The sequence below is a fragment of the Streptomyces sp. NPDC088725 genome, from assembly GCF_044751305.1.
GTDB lineage: Bacteria > Actinomycetota > Actinomycetes > Streptomycetales > Streptomycetaceae > Streptomyces.
Genome location: NZ_JBIVLO010000006.1, coordinates 425,557 through 441,494, shown reverse-complemented (window position 1 = coordinate 441,494; position 15,938 = coordinate 425,557). Strand labels below are relative to the sequence as shown.

Sequence of the window (15,938 nt, the reverse complement as noted above, 5' to 3'; positions counted from 1 at the left end):
GAGTGGTCTTACGTTCTCAACGCGCGGCTTCTCGCGGCCGCCCGCAGACGCGAAGCCCCCGGTTGTTCCCCCGTGACCGGGGGCTTCGTTCTGCCCTCGGCAGCGTTCCCGGGCTTCTCGCACCGCTCCCTCACTCACCCTGGGTCACTGCTCAAGCTGCTTCGCACCGCCCTTAATTGGGCACCATCTGCGCAGGTACGATGCATCTCGGTGCGGTCAATTCCCGTCCGCCAAGAGGTGGTTCAGCACGCTGCCGACGGGCGCCCGCCCGGCGGGACATCGCGGACGCACATTCTGTGGGGGACCTGATGGACATCGGCACACAGGGTACGGGCGCCCCGGCCGACCTCGCCTGGGTGCGCGGCGTGGACGCCTACACCATGGGGGCGTACGCCCAGGCGGAGAAAGAGTTCAGAACCGCCGTGGGACTCGACCCGGGGATGGCCGACGGCTGGCTGGGACTGCACGCGCTGCGGGTCGACACGACCACCGCCCTGCTGCACATGCACAGCCATCACGAACGCTTCGGCGAGCAGCGCTCTCGCCACCGCCGTACGTTCAACTCCTGGTACTGGCTGGGCTGGTGGGTCCAGCCGGTGCTGGAGAGCGGGCGGGATCTGCTGCTCGCCCACGCCTCGCACTGGCTGGACGGCAGGCATGTGCCCGAGCTGGACCGGGCGTTGGCGGCCCTGCCGCCCGTCGACGCCGATCCGCAGGTGCGGTTCCTGCACGCCTGCCGGGCCTATCTGGTCAAGGACTGGGACCAGTTGGTGCGCCATACCCAGCATCTGACGGACGATCCCATGCTCGGCATCGAGGCGGGACTCTTCGGCGGCATGGCCCGGGTGCGGCTCGAAATGTACGGCCAGGCGGAGCCGGTGCTCTCCGCCGCGCTGATGCGCTGCCGCAGCGAGCAGCCCCAGCGCAAGGAGCTGCGGTACTGGCTCGCCCGCGCCCGGGAGGGTGCCGGGCGCAGTGCGGCGGCGCTGCCCCTCTACCGCGCCGTGCACCGGACAGATCCGGCGTTCATGGACACCGCCGCCCGGCTCGCGGCGATCACCGACTCCGACGGGTACGACGGCTCCGACGATCCGGCGGGTCTCGCCTCCGTGGCGCTCGCCGGCATCGGCCAGGACCTCGCGGACGCCAGGAACGAGCCGGAGGGGCCGCTCGGCTCCGAGCTGCGCTTCGGAAGCGAGCCGCCGGCCGCGCTCGGCGGCGCCAAGCCGGTCGTCCTGCCCGAGAGCGCGCGCACGAAGGCGCCCGCGCCGCCCGCGCACTCCGCTCCCCCGCGCTTCCCCAACGGGCCCACCGATCCGGTGCTGCTCGCCGAGGCGCTGGCCGAACTGGAGCGCATGGTCGGTCTCGAACCGGTCAAGCGTCAGGTCAAGGCGCTCTCAGCGCAGCTGAAGATGGCCCGGCTGCGGGCCGGCGAAGGTCTGCCCGTCCAGCCGCCCAAACGGCACTTCGTCTTCTCGGGTCCCTCGGGTACCGGCAAGACGACCGTCGCGCGGATTCTCGGCCGGGTCTTCTACGCTCTCGGCCTGCTGGGCGGCGATCATCTGGTCGAGGCCCAACGGGCCGATCTGGTCGGGGAGTTCCTGGGGCAGACGGCGGTCAAGGCGAACGAGCTGATCGATTCGGCGATCGGCGGGGTGCTGTTCGTCGACGAGGCGTACAGCCTCGCCAACTCCGGCTATTCCAAGGGCGACGCGTACGGCGACGAGGCCCTTCAGGTGCTGCTCAAACGCGCCGAGGACAGCCGTGACCGTCTCGTGGTCATCCTGGCGGGCTACCCGGAGGGCATGGACCGGCTGCTGTCCACCAACCCCGGGCTCTCCTCCCGCTTCACCACCCGCGTCGACTTCCCCAGCTACCGCCCGCCAGAACTGACCGCCATCGGCGAGGTGCTGGCGGCGGAGAACGGCGACACGTGGGACGAGGAGGCGATCGACGAGCTGCGCTCCATCAGCGGGCATGTGGTGGAGCAGGCCTGGATCGACGAGCTGGGCAACGGCCGCTTCCTGCGCACGCTGTACGAGAAGAGCTGCGCCTACCGCGATCTGCGGCTCTCCGGCTACAGCGGTACGCCCACGCGCGGCGATCTGGCCACGCTGCGGCTGCCCGATCTGATGCAGGCGTACGGCGAGGTCCTGTCGGGCCGCGGCCCGGTCGACCGCGCGCCCCAGGACCCGCCGGGGCAGTGACTGCCTCCGGCGGGTCCTGGGGCGCTGCGGCCCGACGGGCCGCTCGGCGCGCGTTCAACACGGGCTGAGGCCCGGCTCGTTCGGTGCGCGCCGCTCAGCGCGCCAGGACCTGGGCCGCGGGGTCGGCGCGCTGCTCGCCGACCAGCGCCGGCTGCCTCTCGCTCTCCCGGTGGGACGGGTCGTGGACCTCACCGACCAGCATCTCCAGCACGTCCTCCAGCGCCACGAGACCGAGCACGCGCCCGGAGGCATCGGCGACCTGAGCGAGGTGGGTGGCGGCCCTGCGCATCACGGTGAGGGCGTCGTCCAGCGGCAGTTCCGCCCGGAGCGTCGCCATCGGCCGCCAGACGTGCTGCGGTACGGCACGCTCGCCGGCCTCCAGATCGAGGACGTCCTTGACGTGCAGATACCCCATGAAGGCCGCGTTGCCCTCCGCGCACACCGGGAACCGGGAGTAACCGGTGCGTACCGTCAGCTCCTCGATCTCCCTCGGGGTGACCGCGGGCGTCACCGTCACCAGTGAGGCCCGGGTGAGCAGCACGTCGGTGACGGGCCGGCTGCCCAGCTCCAGCGCGTCCTCCAGGCGCTCCTGCGCCTCGGGTTCGAGGAGTCCCGCCTGCCCGGAGTCCTCGACCAGCCGGTTGAGCTGTTCGCTGGTGAAGACCGACTCGACCTCGTCCCGCAGCTCCACGTGGAACGCCCGCAGCACCAGCCGGGCGCAGGCGCCCAGCGCGGCGGTCACCGGGCGGCACAGCCGGGCGAAGCCGACCAGGCCGGGGCTGAGCCACAGCGCGGTCTTCTCGGGGGCCGACATGGCGAGGTTCTTCGGGACCATCTCGCCGATCACCAGGTGCAGGGAGACGACCAGCGCCAGGGCGATGACGTAGCCCAGCGGATGGACCAGTCCCTCGGGAAGCCGGGCCGCGTGGAAGACGGGTTCGAGCAGCCGCGCCACCGTCGGCTCTGCCACCGCGCCGAGGGTCAGGGAGCAGACGGTGATGCCGAATTGGGCCGCTGCCATCATCTGCGGCAGATTCTCCAGTCCGTACAGCGCCTGCCTGGCGCGCGCGGACCCGCGGGCCGCGTGCGGTTCGATCTGGCTGCGGCGTACGGAGACGAGAGCGAACTCCGCGCCGACGAAGAAGCCGTTGGCCAGCACCAGCAGGAGGGCGAAGCCGAGTTGCAGCACGCTCATCGGGAGACCTCCACCCGCTGGGGCGTTCCGGCGACCGCGCCGCCGGGTGCGTCCGGGACGTGCACGAGGCGGACCCGTTCGGCCCGGTAGCGCTCCACCTGGCGTACCGAGAGCCGCCAGCCGGGGAGTTCGGCCCTGTCGCCGGGGGCCGGGATCCGGCCCAGCAGATCGGCGACCAGACCGGCGAGGGTCTCGTACGGGCCGTCCGGCACGTCGAGGCCGATCCGCCGCAGGGTCAGGACGCGGCAACTGCCCGCGGCCTCCCACGCGGGGCTGCCGTCCTCGGGGGCGACGGGGGCCAGTTCGGGCCCCTCGTCCCCCTCGGCGTCGTGTTCGTCGCGTACCTCGCCGACCAGTTCCTCGACGATGTCCTCCAGGGTCACCACCCCGGCCGTACCGCCGTACTCGTCGACGACCACGGCTATCGGCTGTTCACTGCGCAACCGCCCCAGCAACTGCTGTACGGGCAGGGTCTCCGGCACCAGCAGCGCGGGGACGGCGATCCGGCCGGCCTGGGTCCGCAGCCGTTCGTGCACGGGGACCGCGAGCGCGTCCTTGAGATGCACCATTCCCACGATCTCGTCGATGCGCTCCCGGTAGACCGGGAAACGGGACAGGCCGGTGGCCCGCGTCAGATTGAGGACGTCCGCCGCGGTCGCGTCGGACTGGAGGGCGCTCACCTTCACCCGGGGGGTCATGACGTGCTGCGCGGTGAGACCGCCGAGGGACAGGGTCCGTACGAACAGGTCGGCGGTGTCCTGTTCGAGGGTGCCCGCCCGGGCCGAGTGGTGGGCCAGCGAGACGAGTTCGCCCGGCGTGCGGGCCGAGGCGATCTCGTCCGTCGGCTCGACGCCCAGCGTCCGCACCAGCCGGTTGGCGACGGTGTTGAGCAGGGAGATCACGGGCCGGAACACCGCGGAGAAGAGATGCTGGGGGCCGGCCACGAACCGGGCGACCTGGAGCGGCCGTGAGACCGCCCAGTTCTTCGGGACGAGTTCGCCGATCACCATCTGGACGGCGGAGGCGAACAGCATGCCGAACACCACCGCGATCCCGGAGACGGCCCCTTCGGGCAGTCCGGTCGCGGTGAGCGGCCCGTCGAGGAGCTGGGCGAGCGCGGGCTCGGCCAGCATGCCGACGACCAGCGAGGTGATGGTGATGCCGAGCTGGGTGCCGGAGAGCTGGAAGGACAGTTCCTTCAGCGCCTTGACGACAGTGAGAGCGCGGCGGTCGCCCGCGGCGGCGGCGCGCTCGGCGTCCGGCCGGTCGACGGTGACGAGACCGAATTCGGCGGCCACGAAGAAACCGTTGGCAAGGATCAGGAGGAACGCTGCGGCAAGCAGCAGAAGGGAGATGGTCATGCCGCCGCCTCGTCGAAGGGGGCGGCGCACGTACTACCGGATGATCCGTCCATTGCTGGAGGGAATCACTCCTCGGGTCGCAGGGTGCCCCGCGGGCCGGTCACGGCCCTCCGATGCGGGGCGAGGCGCACTCGGCGCCTCAGCACCAGAGTAATCAAGACAGGGGGCCCGAGGGCAGGGGCTCCGGGCTCGGGGTTGCCCCCGGAACGGGGTTTACGTGTGGTCGGTGCCGGTGCCGTGGATCTCGGTGAGCGCGCGCAGGGCGCGCGCGTCGCGCAGGGCGTGTTCCCTGGCGATACCGGGCTGGATGCCCAGCACGGGCAGGCTGCTGCCGTCGCTCAGATCCAGGAAGACCCAGGGGTCTCCGTGGCGCAGATTGACCCGTACGATCTCGGCCCACGCCAGATGGCGCGTCCGGGTGAGATTGACGACGGTCACCCCGGACGCGCCGGCGACGACCTTGGGCCTGCTGAGCAGGGCCAGCACACCGAAGAAGACCAGGGCCGTGAAGACGAAGCTGAGCCGTTCCCCGGTGTCCATGCCCTCCAGCAGGAAGGCGATGCCCGTGATGACCGCGAACATCACCGCGCCGACGCTCAGCAGCACGGCCCTGGTCCGGGTCGGCCGGAAGGTGACCGGGAGCGCGGGGAGCGCGGGCGCGCGCACCGGGTCCCGGTCCTCGGAGAGCGCCATCAGAGGCGGCAGGCGTGGATGGCGGTGGTGAGGATCGCGCGAGCGCCCAGCTCGTACAGATCGTCCATGATCCGCTGCGCCTCCTTGGCGGGGACCATCGCGCGGACGGCGACCCAGCCCTCGTTGTGGAGCGGGGAGACGGTGGGCGACTCAAGACCCGGGGTGAGGGCGACGGCGCGCTCCAGGTGCTCCGCGCGGCAGTCGTAGTCCATCATCACGTAGCTGCGGGCCACCAGGACGCCCTGCAGCCTGCGGAGGAACTGCTGCACCTTCGGTACGTCGGTGTCCGCGCCCGTGCGGCGGACGACGACCGCCTCCGACGTCATGATCGGCTCGCCGATCACTTCGAGTCCCGCGTTACGCAGCGAGGTGCCGGTCTCCACCACGTCCGCGATGATCTGGGCGACCCCCAGCTCGATCGCGGTCTCGACCGCGCCGTCGAGGTGTACGACGGACGCGTCGACGCCGTGGTCCGCGAGGTGCTGGGCGACGATGCCCTCGTACGAGGTGGCGATCGTCATCCCGCCGAAGTCCTCGACACCGCGCGCCGTGCCCGGCCGCGTGGCGTAGCGGAACGTGGAGCGGGCGAAGCCGAGCGGGAGGATCGCCTCGGCCTCGGCGCCGGAGTCCAGCAGCAGATCGCGTCCGGTGATGCCGATGTCGAGCTTGCCCGAGCTGACGTAGATCGCGATGTCGCGCGGGCGGAGGTAGAAGAACTCGACCTCGTTGTCCGGGTCGACCAGGACGAGTTCCTTGGATTCCTTGCGCTGCTGGTAGCCGGCCTCATGGAGCATCGCCGACGCAGGCCCGGAGAGTGAACCCTTGTTGGGAATGGCGATGCGGAGCATGAGGTCGTATTCCTTTGCGCGAAGGGGTGGTTGTGCGGCCTCGGTCAGCCGGACCGGGCCGCTCGGGAGCGGACCGGTCAGAGATGGGCGTAGACGTCGTCGAGGGAGATACCGCGCGCCACCATCATCACCTGGACGTGGTAGAGGAGCTGGGAGATCTCCTCGGCGGCGGCTTCCTTGCCCTCGTACTCGGCGGCCATCCACACCTCGGCCGCCTCCTCGACGACCTTCTTGCCGATGGCATGCACGCCCTTGCCCACCAGTTCGGCGGTGCGGGAGGTGGCGGGGTCGCCGTCGGCGGCCTTCTTCTGAAGCTCGGTGAAGAGCTGCTCGAACGTCTTCTTCGACATGATGGCGCCTACCTTACGGGGCCCCGCGTGGCCTCTCAGCGCCAGGGTTCGGAGATCGAGCGCAGCGTGGTCGCGGTGGCGAGCGCGGCGGTCACGGCCTCGTGGCCCTTGTCCTCGCGCGAGCCCTCCAAGCCCGCCCTGTCGAGCGCCTGCTCCTCCGTGTCGCAGGTCAGGACACCGAAGCCGACCGGGACGCCGGTGTCGACAGAAACCTGGGTGAGCCCCTGGGTGACCCCTTGGCACACGTACTCGAAGTGCGGTGTGCCGCCACGGATGACGACGCCGAGGGCGACGATCGCGTCGTAACCGCGCTCGGCGAGGACCTTGGCGACCACCGGCAGCTCGAAACTGCCCGGGACGCGTACGAGGGTCGGCTCCTCGATGCCGAGGTCGTGCAGGGCGCGTTCGGCGCCGTCGACCAGACCGTCCATGACCTTCTCGTGCCACAGCGCCGCGATCACGGCGACCCGGAGGTCTCCGCAGTTCTTCACACTCAGTTCAGGTGCGCCCTTACCGCTCACGTCTCTCCTCGAAGCTCGGTGGTGCTCGGTGATTCTCTCGGTGGTGCTCTGTAATGCTGGACGGCTCGTGTTACTGGGACGGGTCGTGTTACTGGTTGCCGCAGGCGGCGTCGAGACCGGGCAGGTCGTGACCCATCCGGTCCCGCTTGGTCCGCAGATAACGGAGGTTGTGCTCCCCCGCCTGGACAGGCATCGGCTCGCGTCCCGTGACCCGCAGCCCGTGCCGCTGAAGCGCCTCGGTCTTGTCGGGGTTGTTGGTCATCAGCCGGAGGCTGTGGACTCCGAGGTCTTCGAGGATCTGCGCGCCCGCCGCGTAGTCGCGGGCGTCGGCGGGCAGGCCCAGCTCCAGGTTGGCGTCCAGGGTGTCGCGGCCGCGCTCCTGGAGTTCGTAGGCACGCAGCTTGGACAGCAGGCCGATGCCCCGGCCCTCGTGGCCGCGCAGATAGACGATGACACCGCGGCCGGCCTCGGTGACACGCCTCATCGACGCCTCCAGCTGGGGTCCGCAGTCGCAGCGCTGGGAGCCGAAGACGTCGCCGGTGAGGCATTCGGAGTGCACGCGTACGAGCACGTCCTCGCCGTCGCCGATGTCCCCGTGGACGAGGGCGACATGCTCGACGCCGTCGGCCGCGGAGCGGTAGCCGTACGCGGTGAACTCCCCGGAGACGGTGGGCAGTCGGACCTCGGCCTCACGGCGTACCTTCGGCTCCGAGGTGCGGCGGTAGGCGACCAGGTCCTCGATGGAGATGATCGTCAGACCGTGCTTGCGCGCGAACGGGATCAGCTCGGGCAGCCGCAGCATGACCCCGTCCTCACCCGCGATCTCCACGATCGCCCCGGCCGGACGCAGGCCCGCGAGCCGCGCCAGGTCGACGGCGGCCTCGGTGTGGCCGTTGCGTACGAGGACACCGCCGGGCTTGGCGCGCAGCGGGAAGACGTGGCCCGGCTTGACGAAGTCGCCCGTCCCCGCCGTCCCGTCGGCGAGCAGCCGCAGAGTGGTGGCCCGGTCGCTGGCGGAGATGCCGGTGGTCACGCCGTGTGCGGGGGCCGCGTCGACGGAGACCGTGAAGGCGGTGCGCATCGACTCGGTGTTGTGGTCGACCATCTGCGGGAGTTCCAGCCGGTCGAGGTCCGCGCCTTCCATGGGCGCGCAGATCAGGCCGCGGCACTCGCTCATCATGAAGGCGACGATCTCGGGGGTGGCCTTCTCGGCGGCGATGACGAGGTCGCCCTCGTTCTCGCGGTCCTCGTCGTCCACGACCACGACGGGACGGCCCGCCGCGATGTCGAGGACGGCCCGTTCGACGGGGTCGAGGGCGAAGTCCTCGGCGTTGTCGGTGGAGTACCAGGTAGGCAGTGCTGTCATGCTGCTGCTCCTTCCAGAGCCATGGCACCGGCGCGCCGCGAGCGCAGCCACCAGTCGCGCATTCCCCACAGGACAAGGGCCAGGTAGATCACGTACACGAAGCCGGAGAAGGCGAGGCCGCCACTGAACGCGAGCGGTACGCCGACCACGTCCACCAGCAGCCAGGCGAACCAGAATTCGACCAGTCCGCGGGCCTGGGCGACCATCGCGGCGAGGGTGCCGACGAAGATGTACGCGTCGGGCCAGGGGTTCCAGGACAGGTCGGGCACGGCGACGAAGAGGCCGCCGACCGCGAGCGTGCCCAGGGCAGTACCGCCGATGAGCAGTCCGCGCTCGCGCCAACTGCCGAAGCGGATGGCGACCGAGCCGTCCTGGGCCTGCCGCTTGCCGCGCTGCCACTGCCGCCAGCCCCACAGCGCCACCACGATGACCAGCAGCTGCTTGCCGACTCCGCCGCTGAGGTGGGCGGAGGAGTAGGCGGCGATCAGGATGAGCCCGGAGAGGAACTGCGCGGGCCAGGTCCAGATCGAACGCCGCCAGCCGAGCGCCAGGGCGAGCAGTCCCATGACGTTGCCGATCATGTCGGACCACAGGATGTGCTGGCCGAAGGCCGTGAAGGCCTCGCTGTTCAGCCAGGAAACGGTGCTCACCGGGCACGCTCCTCGGGGGCCGCGCCCAGGTCCTGGCCGGCACCGCCCGCGCCCGGACCGTCGAGCGCCTGGCTGCCGGGGCCGAGCAGCCGCTCGACGTACTTCGCGATGACGTCTACCTCGAGGTTGACCGGGTCGCCGGGTCCCTTGAGGCCGAGCGTGGTCAGGGCGAGGGTGGTGGGGATGAGGCTGATGGTGAAGTAGTCGGGTCCCGCCTCGACGACCGTGAGGCTGACGCCGTCCACGGTGATCGAGCCCTTCTCGACCACGTACCGGGACAGTTCCGGCGGCAGCGAGACCTTGACGATCTCCCAGTGCTCGGAGACCTCGCGCGCCACCACCGTGCCGGTGCCGTCGACATGTCCCTGGACGATGTGCCCGCCGAGACGGCCGCCGACGGCCATGGGCCGCTCCAGGTTGACCCGGGATCCCGTCCGCAGCGCCCCGAGGCTGGAGCGGTTCAGCGTCTCGGCCATCACGTCGGCGGTGAACTCGCCGTCCGCGAAGTCCACGACGGTGAGACAGACTCCGTTGACGGCGATCGAGTCGCCGTGCTTGGCGCCGTCCGTGACGACGGGTCCGCGCAGCCGGAAACGGGAGGCGTCGCCGAGATTCTCGACGGCGGTGACCTCACCCAGTTCTTCGACGATTCCGGTGAACACTTCAGTGCTCCTTCGTGGCAGGTACGGGTGTGGCGGTGATGCGCAGATCGGGGCCGATCGGGACGACGTCGGTGACATGGAGCCGCAACGCGTCCGCGATCGTGGAGATTCCGGCGTCGCCGAGGGCCGCGGGGCCCGCGCCGAGCAGGACGGGCGCGAGGTAGCCGACGACCTTGTCGACCGCTCCCGCGGCGATGAAGGAACCGGCCAGCGCCGGACCGCCTTCGAGGAGTACGGAGCGGACGCCGCGTGCGTACAGGGCGTCCAGCAGAGCGGGGATGTCGAGGCCGCGCGCGGCCCGGGGCAGTCGTACGACACGGTCGGCGTGCCCGGCGGCGGTCAGCTCTCCGGTGTCCGCGTCCTCGGCGACCGCGATCAGGGTGGGCGCGGCGCCGTCCAGGACCCGGGCGCCCGGCCGTACGGCGGTGGCCTCGGTGTCCACGACCACCCGCAGGGGCTGGACGGCGCCCTCGACGCCGCGTACGGCGAGATGCGGGTCGTCCGCACGGGCCGTCCCGGAGCCGACCACGACCGCGTCGGCCCCGGCGCGCAGCCGGTGGACGTCGGCGCGGGCCCCGGCGGAGGTGATCCAGCGGCTGGTGGTGTCGGCGGCGGCGATCCGGCCGTCGAGGGTGGCCGCGTACTTCCACAGGACGTACGGGCGGCCCCGGCGTACGGAGGTGAGCCAGGCGGCGTTGCCGGCTTCCGCCTCGTCCGCGAGGAGGCCCTGCTCGACCGTGATCCCGGCCGCGCGCAGTGTGGCGGCGCCGCCGGTGGCCTGCTGGTCGGGGTCGCCGACGGCGAAGACGACCCTGGTGACGCCGGCCTCGATGAGCGCCTGGGCGCAGGGGCCCGTCCTGCCGGTGTGGTTGCAGGGTTCGAGCGTGACGTACGCCGTGCCGCCACGGGCGCGGTCGCCCGCCGCGCGCAGGGCGTGGATCTCGGCGTGCGGGCCGCCGGCGCGCTGGTGGAATCCCTCGCCCGCGACCTGTCCCGAGGCGTCGAGGATCACGCATCCGACGACCGGATTGGGGCTTGTGGCGCCGAGGGCGCGGGCGGCGAGCGTGACGGCTCGGCCCATGGCGTCCGTGTCGGCGGGGGTGGCCACCGGGTTCTCCTGCCTCTTCGGGCACGGACTCCGGGGCCTGTCGATGACGACAGAGAAGCGGGAACACACGCGGGACGCCGAGAGCGGTCGGCGGCACCGTCCGAAGACGCTCCGCCCACAGCGGCGTACCCTGCATGGCCCGCCGCGCACTGCCTCCCATCCGGACTTTCACCGTCGGTTCAGGAATCTCACCTGATCAACCGTCCACTGGATGCGGACGGGTCGCGGACTATAACCGCCGGCTCGGAATTACACCGACCCCGGAGTGCGCTGCTTCTGGTACCCGACCAGTCTGCCACGTCCGCCCGGCGGCCATGCGGGTGAGTGTTGTGGACTGGCTCACAGGGGCGGCGCCGCGACCGCTCGCGAGCCGGTCACCGGCCCGGTCACAGAGTGAGGGGCGCGGGCGCGAACAGCTCGTCCTGCGCGGCGTCCCGCGCGGTCAGCAGCGCTCCGCGCAGCACCGCGGCGCCGCCCAGCGAACTGGCCCTGACCTCGGTGCGCAGCGGTGACAGGACAGCGAGACGGCGTTCCACGCGCGCGGCGAGTCCGTCGCCTCCCGCGTGCCCGATCTCGCCCGAAAGGACGACCCTGCCGGGATCGAGGAGCGCGGTCGCGGCGGCGGCGCCGACGGCGAGCCGGTCGGCGAGGATGTCGAGGAACGCTGCGCCCGCCTCGCCCGCGTCCGGCGCGGCGCGTACGTACGCGGCGGCGGGTGGCTCCTGGGGCGCGGGGGTGGCCGAGAGCCCGTACCGCTCGGCGAGTTCGCAGATCGCGGCCGAGGAGGCGAGGCTGTGGAAACCGCCGTCGCAGTCGGTCGCGGAGGGCAGCCGGGAGGTGCCGGGCACGGGCAGGAAGCCGATCTCGCCGGCGCCGCCCGAGATGCCGCGGCGGAGTCTGCCGTCGAGCACGACCGCCGCGCCCACGCCGTGGCCGAGCCAGAGCAGGACGAAGGTGTCCTGGCCGCGGGCGGCGCCGAGACGCTGCTCAGCGAGGGCGGCGAGGTTGGTCTCGTTCTCCACGAGGACGGTGGCGGGCAGGCGTTCCTGGAGGGCGGCGACGAGTCTGCGGTGCCAGGCGGGCAGCCCTGTGGTGGGGCGGAGTTCGCCGGTACCGGGAGCGACGAGTCCGGGCGCGCCGATGCCGACGCTGTGCAGGCGTACCGCGCCGCCTTCGCGCGCCGTGCGTTCCAGCAGGGCGGCGGCCTGTTCGACGGCGGCCTCGGTGGCGGTGTCGCTGCCGATCGGCAGGACGGCCTCCGCGAGGGTGACGCCGAGCAGATCGGCCACGACGACGGAGACGCTGTGGGTCCGCACGTCGAGGGCGGCGAGATGGGCCCGGTCGGCGACGATCCCGTACACCCGGGCGCTGGGACCGCGGCGGCGGTCGCTCGTCTGCCCGACCACATGGACGAGTCCGGCCCCGCGCAGCCGTTCGACCAGGTCGGCGACGGTGGGGCGGGAGAGTCCCGTGAGCGTCTTCAACTGTCCTGCCGTCAGCGGCCCTTCCTGCTGGAGCAGCCGCAGGGCGAGCCGGTCGTTGATGGCTCGGGCGGTTCTCGGGGATGCTGCCATGCCGGGGATCCTCCCAGACCTCTCAGACCTCTCAGACCGCCCAGACCTCACGTATGTCACGGCCGGACGGTGCTACTGATGAGTGCACTTTTTATCAGGCAGGGTTCCTGATAATTTGCTTCGGCGCGCCGCGGAAGAGTGCGTGGGACCGGGACTCTCAAGGGGGATGCGGCGGATGTCTGCTGACGTCGACTTCGACAAACAGCGCTTGCGACGGGCCAGGATCGCCGTGGCGCTCGTCTTCTGTGTACATGGCGCGGTCAGCGGCAACTTCGCCACCCGGGTCCCCTGGATCCAGGATCACGCGGGCGTCAGCGCCGGCCAGCTCGGGCTCGCGCTCGCGTTCCCCGCGATAGGTTCCGTGATCGCGATGCCGGTGGCGGGCTCCGTCAGCCACCGTTTCGGCGCCCGCAACGCGCTGCGCGGACTGCTCGCCCTGTGGACACTCGCACTGACGCTGCCCTCCCTCGCGCCGAATCTGATCACGCTGTGCGTCGCCCTGTTCGCCTTCGGCGCCACGGCCGGCATGTCGGACGTGGTGATGAACTCCAACGGCGTGGAGGTCGAGAACCGCCTCGACAAGTCGATCATGTCCGGCCTGCACGGCATGTGGAGCGCGGGCGCCCTGATCGGGTCCGCCTCCGGCGCGCTGGCCGCGCATCTGGGCAGCGACGCGCGGCTGCATCACGCGCTCGCCGCCGCGGTCCTCACGGTCCTCGGCCTGATCGCCTGTCAGGGCATCCTCGACGTGCGCAGCGAACCCGAGGCGGAGCCGCCGCCGCGCTTCACGCTGCCGCCGAAGTCCGCGCTGATCATCGGCCTGGTCGGGTTCTGCGCGGTCTTCGCGGAGGGCGCCAGCCTGGACTGGTCGGCGGTCTATCTCCGGGACATCCTGGGGACTTCACCCGGTCTCGCCGCCGCGTCGACCACGGCCTTCACGCTGACGATGGCCATCACGCGCATGGTGGGCGACAAGGTCGTGGACCGGTTCGGCGCGGTACGGACCGTACGGCTGGGCGGCGGGCTCGCCACGGTGGGCGGCCTGCTCGTGGTGGTGGCGCCGAACCCGGCTGCCGCCCTGGGCGGCTTCGCCTGCATCGGACTCGGAGTCGCGGTCGTCGTGCCGCTGGCCTTCGCGGCGGCGGGGCGCAGCGGGCCCAATCCGAGCCAGGCCATCGCGGGCGTCGCCACCATCACGTACACCTCGGGGCTGGTCGCGCCCTCCGCGATCGGCGGGATCGCGGACGCCACCTCGCTGACGGTGTCCTTCGGCCTGGTGACGCTGCTGGCCTGCGGCCTGGTGGTCGGCGCCGGGGTCCTGCGCGCGGGCGACCGGCGGACGACCCCGCAGGTCAGTGCTCCGGCCTCAGCAACTCCTGAGCCAAAGCCCTGAACGGCTCGCTCCACGCGGCGGGCCGCAGCGTGGCGGCATCGACGCGTACGAGGACGCGGCTGCCGCGGGCGTACGTCCCGGCGCCGTCCGCGGAGCAGAAGCGGAACCCGTACGTGAGCCCGGTACGGCCGAGGCGCTCCAGCCAGAGGTGGACGGCGTAGGGGCCGGTGCGGGTGACGGGCCGCTCGTAGCTGACGCTCAGCTCCTTGACGGCGTTGCAGGCGTCGCCCGCCTCGGCCCAGTCGCCGGTGTAGGCGAAGCCGCGTTCCTCCCAGTAGGCGGTCCAGGCACGCTCGGCCATCACCGGATAACGGCCGTTGTGGAGCAGGCCGAGCGCGTCGAGATCGTCGAAGTGGACGACGGCGGGGACGAGAGCGCCGTAGTGGAGCGCGTGCGGTGCGTCGGCGGTCACGGGCAGGACTCCTGAGCTGCGGGACGAACGCGTGCGCGATGAATGATCGCGCGTGCGGGTGTCACTCCAGTCTAGGCGGCTGCCCTAAGCGGCTGCTCAGGAGTCCTTCCGGCGACGCTCCGCCCGGTCGCTCACCAGCCAGTGAGTGCGCCTCTCCCCCTGTCCTTCGGACCGGGCGGAAGCGTGTCACTTCTTTTTGCCGACTTTAAGTATCTGGTCGACCCGGGCGACGGACAGACCGCCGAGGAGTTGGCCGACCTGCGCGAGCGTCCGGCCCGTCTTCAGTTCGGCGACCGCCGCCGCACGGGCCGACTTGACGTCGTGCCCGAGCCTGGGGAGGAGCGTCTCGCCCACCTCGCGAGCGATGTCCTGGCGCTCTATGGGGTCGGATACGGCCGCCAGTTCGCCGGTGATGGCGGCGGAAGCTGCGGCGAGGTGCTGCTCAATACGGGCGATCGGGGTGTCGTCGGTCATGCACCCAGCCTATTGGTGCCGCTCATTCGGATTGAGGGTTTTGAATCCCCTGTGAGATTGCGGCACTTGCGCGGAAAGCCGTGACAAACGAAGGAGTGACTCGCCGTTGTCGTCGCGACCGAAATCCGCCTGCTCGCATGGCGCAGAGTCCCTGTCTCGTGGTCGCGGTCAGCCGAGGCGGGCGCGCCGTGCAATGACCGCCTCCGTGTAGCGTTGCCGGGTCAGATCCTCAGGCTCGATGCCCAGCGATTGAAGCGCGGTACGAACGTCGGCAAGGGCCGGCTGTACGTCGTCTTCGTCTACGATCGTCTCCACCTCGATGAAAGTGCCGTCGGACGCGGACGAGTGTGGCGAGCATCTGCCGACCACTGGCCTCGAAGCTGTAGTTCCGGCAGCGCTTTTCGAACGCGATGACGGGCACGTAGCCCAGGCCCTTGACGATCAGTGCGCCGCCTCGGCGTCGATGACCTCGGTCTCGTGCTCGGGCTTCGAACCGGACTCCTCATCAACCTTCGCCTCCTTGAAGGTGAGCAAGGTCCGGGTGCCGTGTGCACCGTGCGCACGCGTAGCTCTTGGTCTCTCTTTTCGAGAGATCCGTCCGGCCCGTCGTAGTAGGCATCCTGGTACACCTCGACCCGCGCGGTGGCCAGTTCTTCCAGCTTTCGCGTCACAGCTTCGGGCGCATGCACGCACGCACACCTTCAACTCCGCCTCGATCAAGGGCAGTTCCCCTTTTCTCGTCAGACCGTGCGTTCAGCAGTATCGAGGGTCGCCTCGAACATCCGGCGAAAACCTCGGAACAGAGGGCCGTGAGGCGTCTCCATCACTCTGTACGTCGCGGACTCGTGCCCCTCCCAGCCCGTGTCGAATGCTCCGACGAACATGACCGCGTGCCCGGTGGAGCAGCACTGGAGCGACGCGGACCTCTCGCCGTTCGGTCACGTCGCGACCGTGTACCCGGAGATGACGCCCGAGCACACCGCCGCGTACACCGCCGTCATGGAGCACGCCGAGGAATGTGCGGACTGCGACGCACTAGGGGGTTGAGGAACATCGGAACGAAAACTGGCGCTAAGCCCGTCGCGTGCCTGAGAGCGCTTTGACCTGGTCTTCTGTGGGGGCGG

The 15,938-nt window shown here is 71.0% G+C and carries 17 protein-coding genes and 1 riboswitch; of the genes, 3 read left to right on the top strand and 14 right to left on the bottom strand.

Annotated elements, in window-relative coordinates; translation table 11 throughout:
* Positions 1-308 precede the first annotated feature (308 nt).
* The gene (locus ACIP6N_RS18345) at positions 309-2,207 is read left to right on the top strand and encodes an AAA family ATPase (RefSeq protein ID WP_401816769.1); all 1,899 of its coding nucleotides are present in this window, start codon (positions 309-311) and stop codon (positions 2,205-2,207) included.
* A gap of 94 nt (positions 2,208-2,301) precedes the next feature.
* On the opposite strand, the gene ACIP6N_RS18340 is transcribed toward ACIP6N_RS18345, so the two are convergent.
* The 11 genes from ACIP6N_RS18340 to ACIP6N_RS18290 form a co-directional block, all read right to left on the bottom strand.
* Positions 2,302-3,402, bottom strand: a complete 1,101-nt coding sequence (locus ACIP6N_RS18340) for a hemolysin family protein (protein ID WP_401816767.1) — start codon at positions 3,400-3,402, stop codon at positions 2,302-2,304.
* A complete protein-coding gene (locus tag ACIP6N_RS18335; protein WP_401816766.1) occupies positions 3,399-4,763 on the bottom strand; it encodes a hemolysin family protein in 1,365 nt (454 codons plus the stop codon). The genes ACIP6N_RS18340 and ACIP6N_RS18335 overlap by 4 nt, the downstream gene beginning before the upstream one ends.
* Positions 4,764-4,976: 213 nt before the next feature.
* Positions 4,977-5,456, bottom strand: a complete 480-nt coding sequence (locus ACIP6N_RS18330) for a PH domain-containing protein (RefSeq protein ID WP_401816764.1) — start codon at positions 5,454-5,456, stop codon at positions 4,977-4,979.
* The gene (gene hisG / locus ACIP6N_RS18325; protein ID WP_401816762.1) at positions 5,456-6,304 is read right to left on the bottom strand and encodes an ATP phosphoribosyltransferase; all 849 of its coding nucleotides are present in this window, start codon (positions 6,302-6,304) and stop codon (positions 5,456-5,458) included. Before hisG ends, ACIP6N_RS18330 begins: the two co-directional genes overlap by 1 nt.
* Before the next feature lie 77 nt (positions 6,305-6,381).
* Positions 6,382-6,654: a phosphoribosyl-ATP diphosphatase gene (locus ACIP6N_RS18320; RefSeq protein ID WP_401816761.1), complete on the bottom strand. Its 273-nt coding sequence runs from the start codon at positions 6,652-6,654 to the stop codon at positions 6,382-6,384.
* 35 nt (positions 6,655-6,689) lie between these two features.
* A complete protein-coding gene (ribH, locus tag ACIP6N_RS18315; protein WP_401816760.1) occupies positions 6,690-7,175 on the bottom strand; it encodes a 6,7-dimethyl-8-ribityllumazine synthase in 486 nt (161 codons plus the stop codon).
* 88 nt (positions 7,176-7,263) lie between these two features.
* On the bottom strand, positions 7,264-8,541 hold the full coding sequence (locus tag ACIP6N_RS18310) for a bifunctional 3,4-dihydroxy-2-butanone-4-phosphate synthase/GTP cyclohydrolase II (RefSeq protein WP_401816759.1): 1,278 nt from the start codon (positions 8,539-8,541) through the stop codon (positions 7,264-7,266).
* Positions 8,538-9,191: a nicotinamide riboside transporter PnuC gene (locus tag ACIP6N_RS18305; protein ID WP_401816758.1), complete on the bottom strand. Its 654-nt coding sequence runs from the start codon at positions 9,189-9,191 to the stop codon at positions 8,538-8,540. Before ACIP6N_RS18305 ends, ACIP6N_RS18310 begins: the two co-directional genes overlap by 4 nt.
* Positions 9,188-9,853, bottom strand: a complete 666-nt coding sequence (locus ACIP6N_RS18300) for a riboflavin synthase (RefSeq protein ID WP_401816757.1) — start codon at positions 9,851-9,853, stop codon at positions 9,188-9,190. The genes ACIP6N_RS18305 and ACIP6N_RS18300 overlap by 4 nt, the downstream gene beginning before the upstream one ends.
* A 1-nt stretch (position 9,854) precedes the next feature.
* Positions 9,855-10,961, bottom strand: a complete 1,107-nt coding sequence (ribD, locus tag ACIP6N_RS18295; RefSeq protein ID WP_401816755.1) for a bifunctional diaminohydroxyphosphoribosylaminopyrimidine deaminase/5-amino-6-(5-phosphoribosylamino)uracil reductase RibD — start codon at positions 10,959-10,961, stop codon at positions 9,855-9,857.
* A 142-nt stretch (positions 10,962-11,103) separates the two neighbouring features.
* A riboswitch (FMN riboswitch) is annotated at positions 11,104-11,234 on the bottom strand.
* Positions 11,235-11,347: 113 nt separating this feature from the next.
* Entirely contained in the window at positions 11,348-12,535 is a 1,188-nt protein-coding gene (locus tag ACIP6N_RS18290) for an ROK family transcriptional regulator (RefSeq protein WP_401816753.1), read from the bottom strand.
* Positions 12,536-12,710: 175 nt separating this feature from the next.
* Here ACIP6N_RS18290 and ACIP6N_RS18285 point away from each other — a divergent pair, with 175 nt between their 5' ends.
* Positions 12,711-13,928, top strand: a complete 1,218-nt coding sequence (locus ACIP6N_RS18285) for an MFS transporter (RefSeq protein ID WP_401816752.1) — start codon at positions 12,711-12,713, stop codon at positions 13,926-13,928.
* Here the strand turns inward: ACIP6N_RS18285 and ACIP6N_RS18280 are convergent.
* The 3 genes from ACIP6N_RS18280 to ACIP6N_RS18270 all read right to left on the bottom strand — a co-directional run bounded on the left by ACIP6N_RS18280 (position 13,888) and on the right by ACIP6N_RS18270 (position 15,129).
* Complete coding sequence (locus ACIP6N_RS18280; RefSeq protein WP_401816751.1) at positions 13,888-14,340, bottom strand: acyl-CoA thioesterase; 453 nt, start codon at positions 14,338-14,340, stop codon at positions 13,888-13,890. The genes ACIP6N_RS18285 and ACIP6N_RS18280 overlap by 41 nt on opposite strands.
* Before the next feature lie 186 nt (positions 14,341-14,526).
* Complete coding sequence (locus ACIP6N_RS18275) at positions 14,527-14,814, bottom strand: hypothetical protein (RefSeq protein ID WP_401816750.1); 288 nt, start codon at positions 14,812-14,814, stop codon at positions 14,527-14,529.
* A 168-nt stretch (positions 14,815-14,982) separates the two neighbouring features.
* Positions 14,983-15,129 (bottom strand): hypothetical protein, encoded by a 147-nt coding sequence (locus tag ACIP6N_RS18270; RefSeq protein ID WP_401816749.1) that lies wholly within the window; start codon positions 15,127-15,129, stop codon positions 14,983-14,985.
* A 546-nt stretch (positions 15,130-15,675) separates the two neighbouring features.
* On the opposite strand from ACIP6N_RS18270, the gene ACIP6N_RS18265 reads away from it, so the two are divergent.
* On the top strand, positions 15,676-15,861 hold the full coding sequence (locus tag ACIP6N_RS18265; RefSeq protein WP_401816747.1) for a hypothetical protein: 186 nt from the start codon (positions 15,676-15,678) through the stop codon (positions 15,859-15,861).
* The last annotated feature ends 77 nt before the right edge of the window (positions 15,862-15,938 follow it).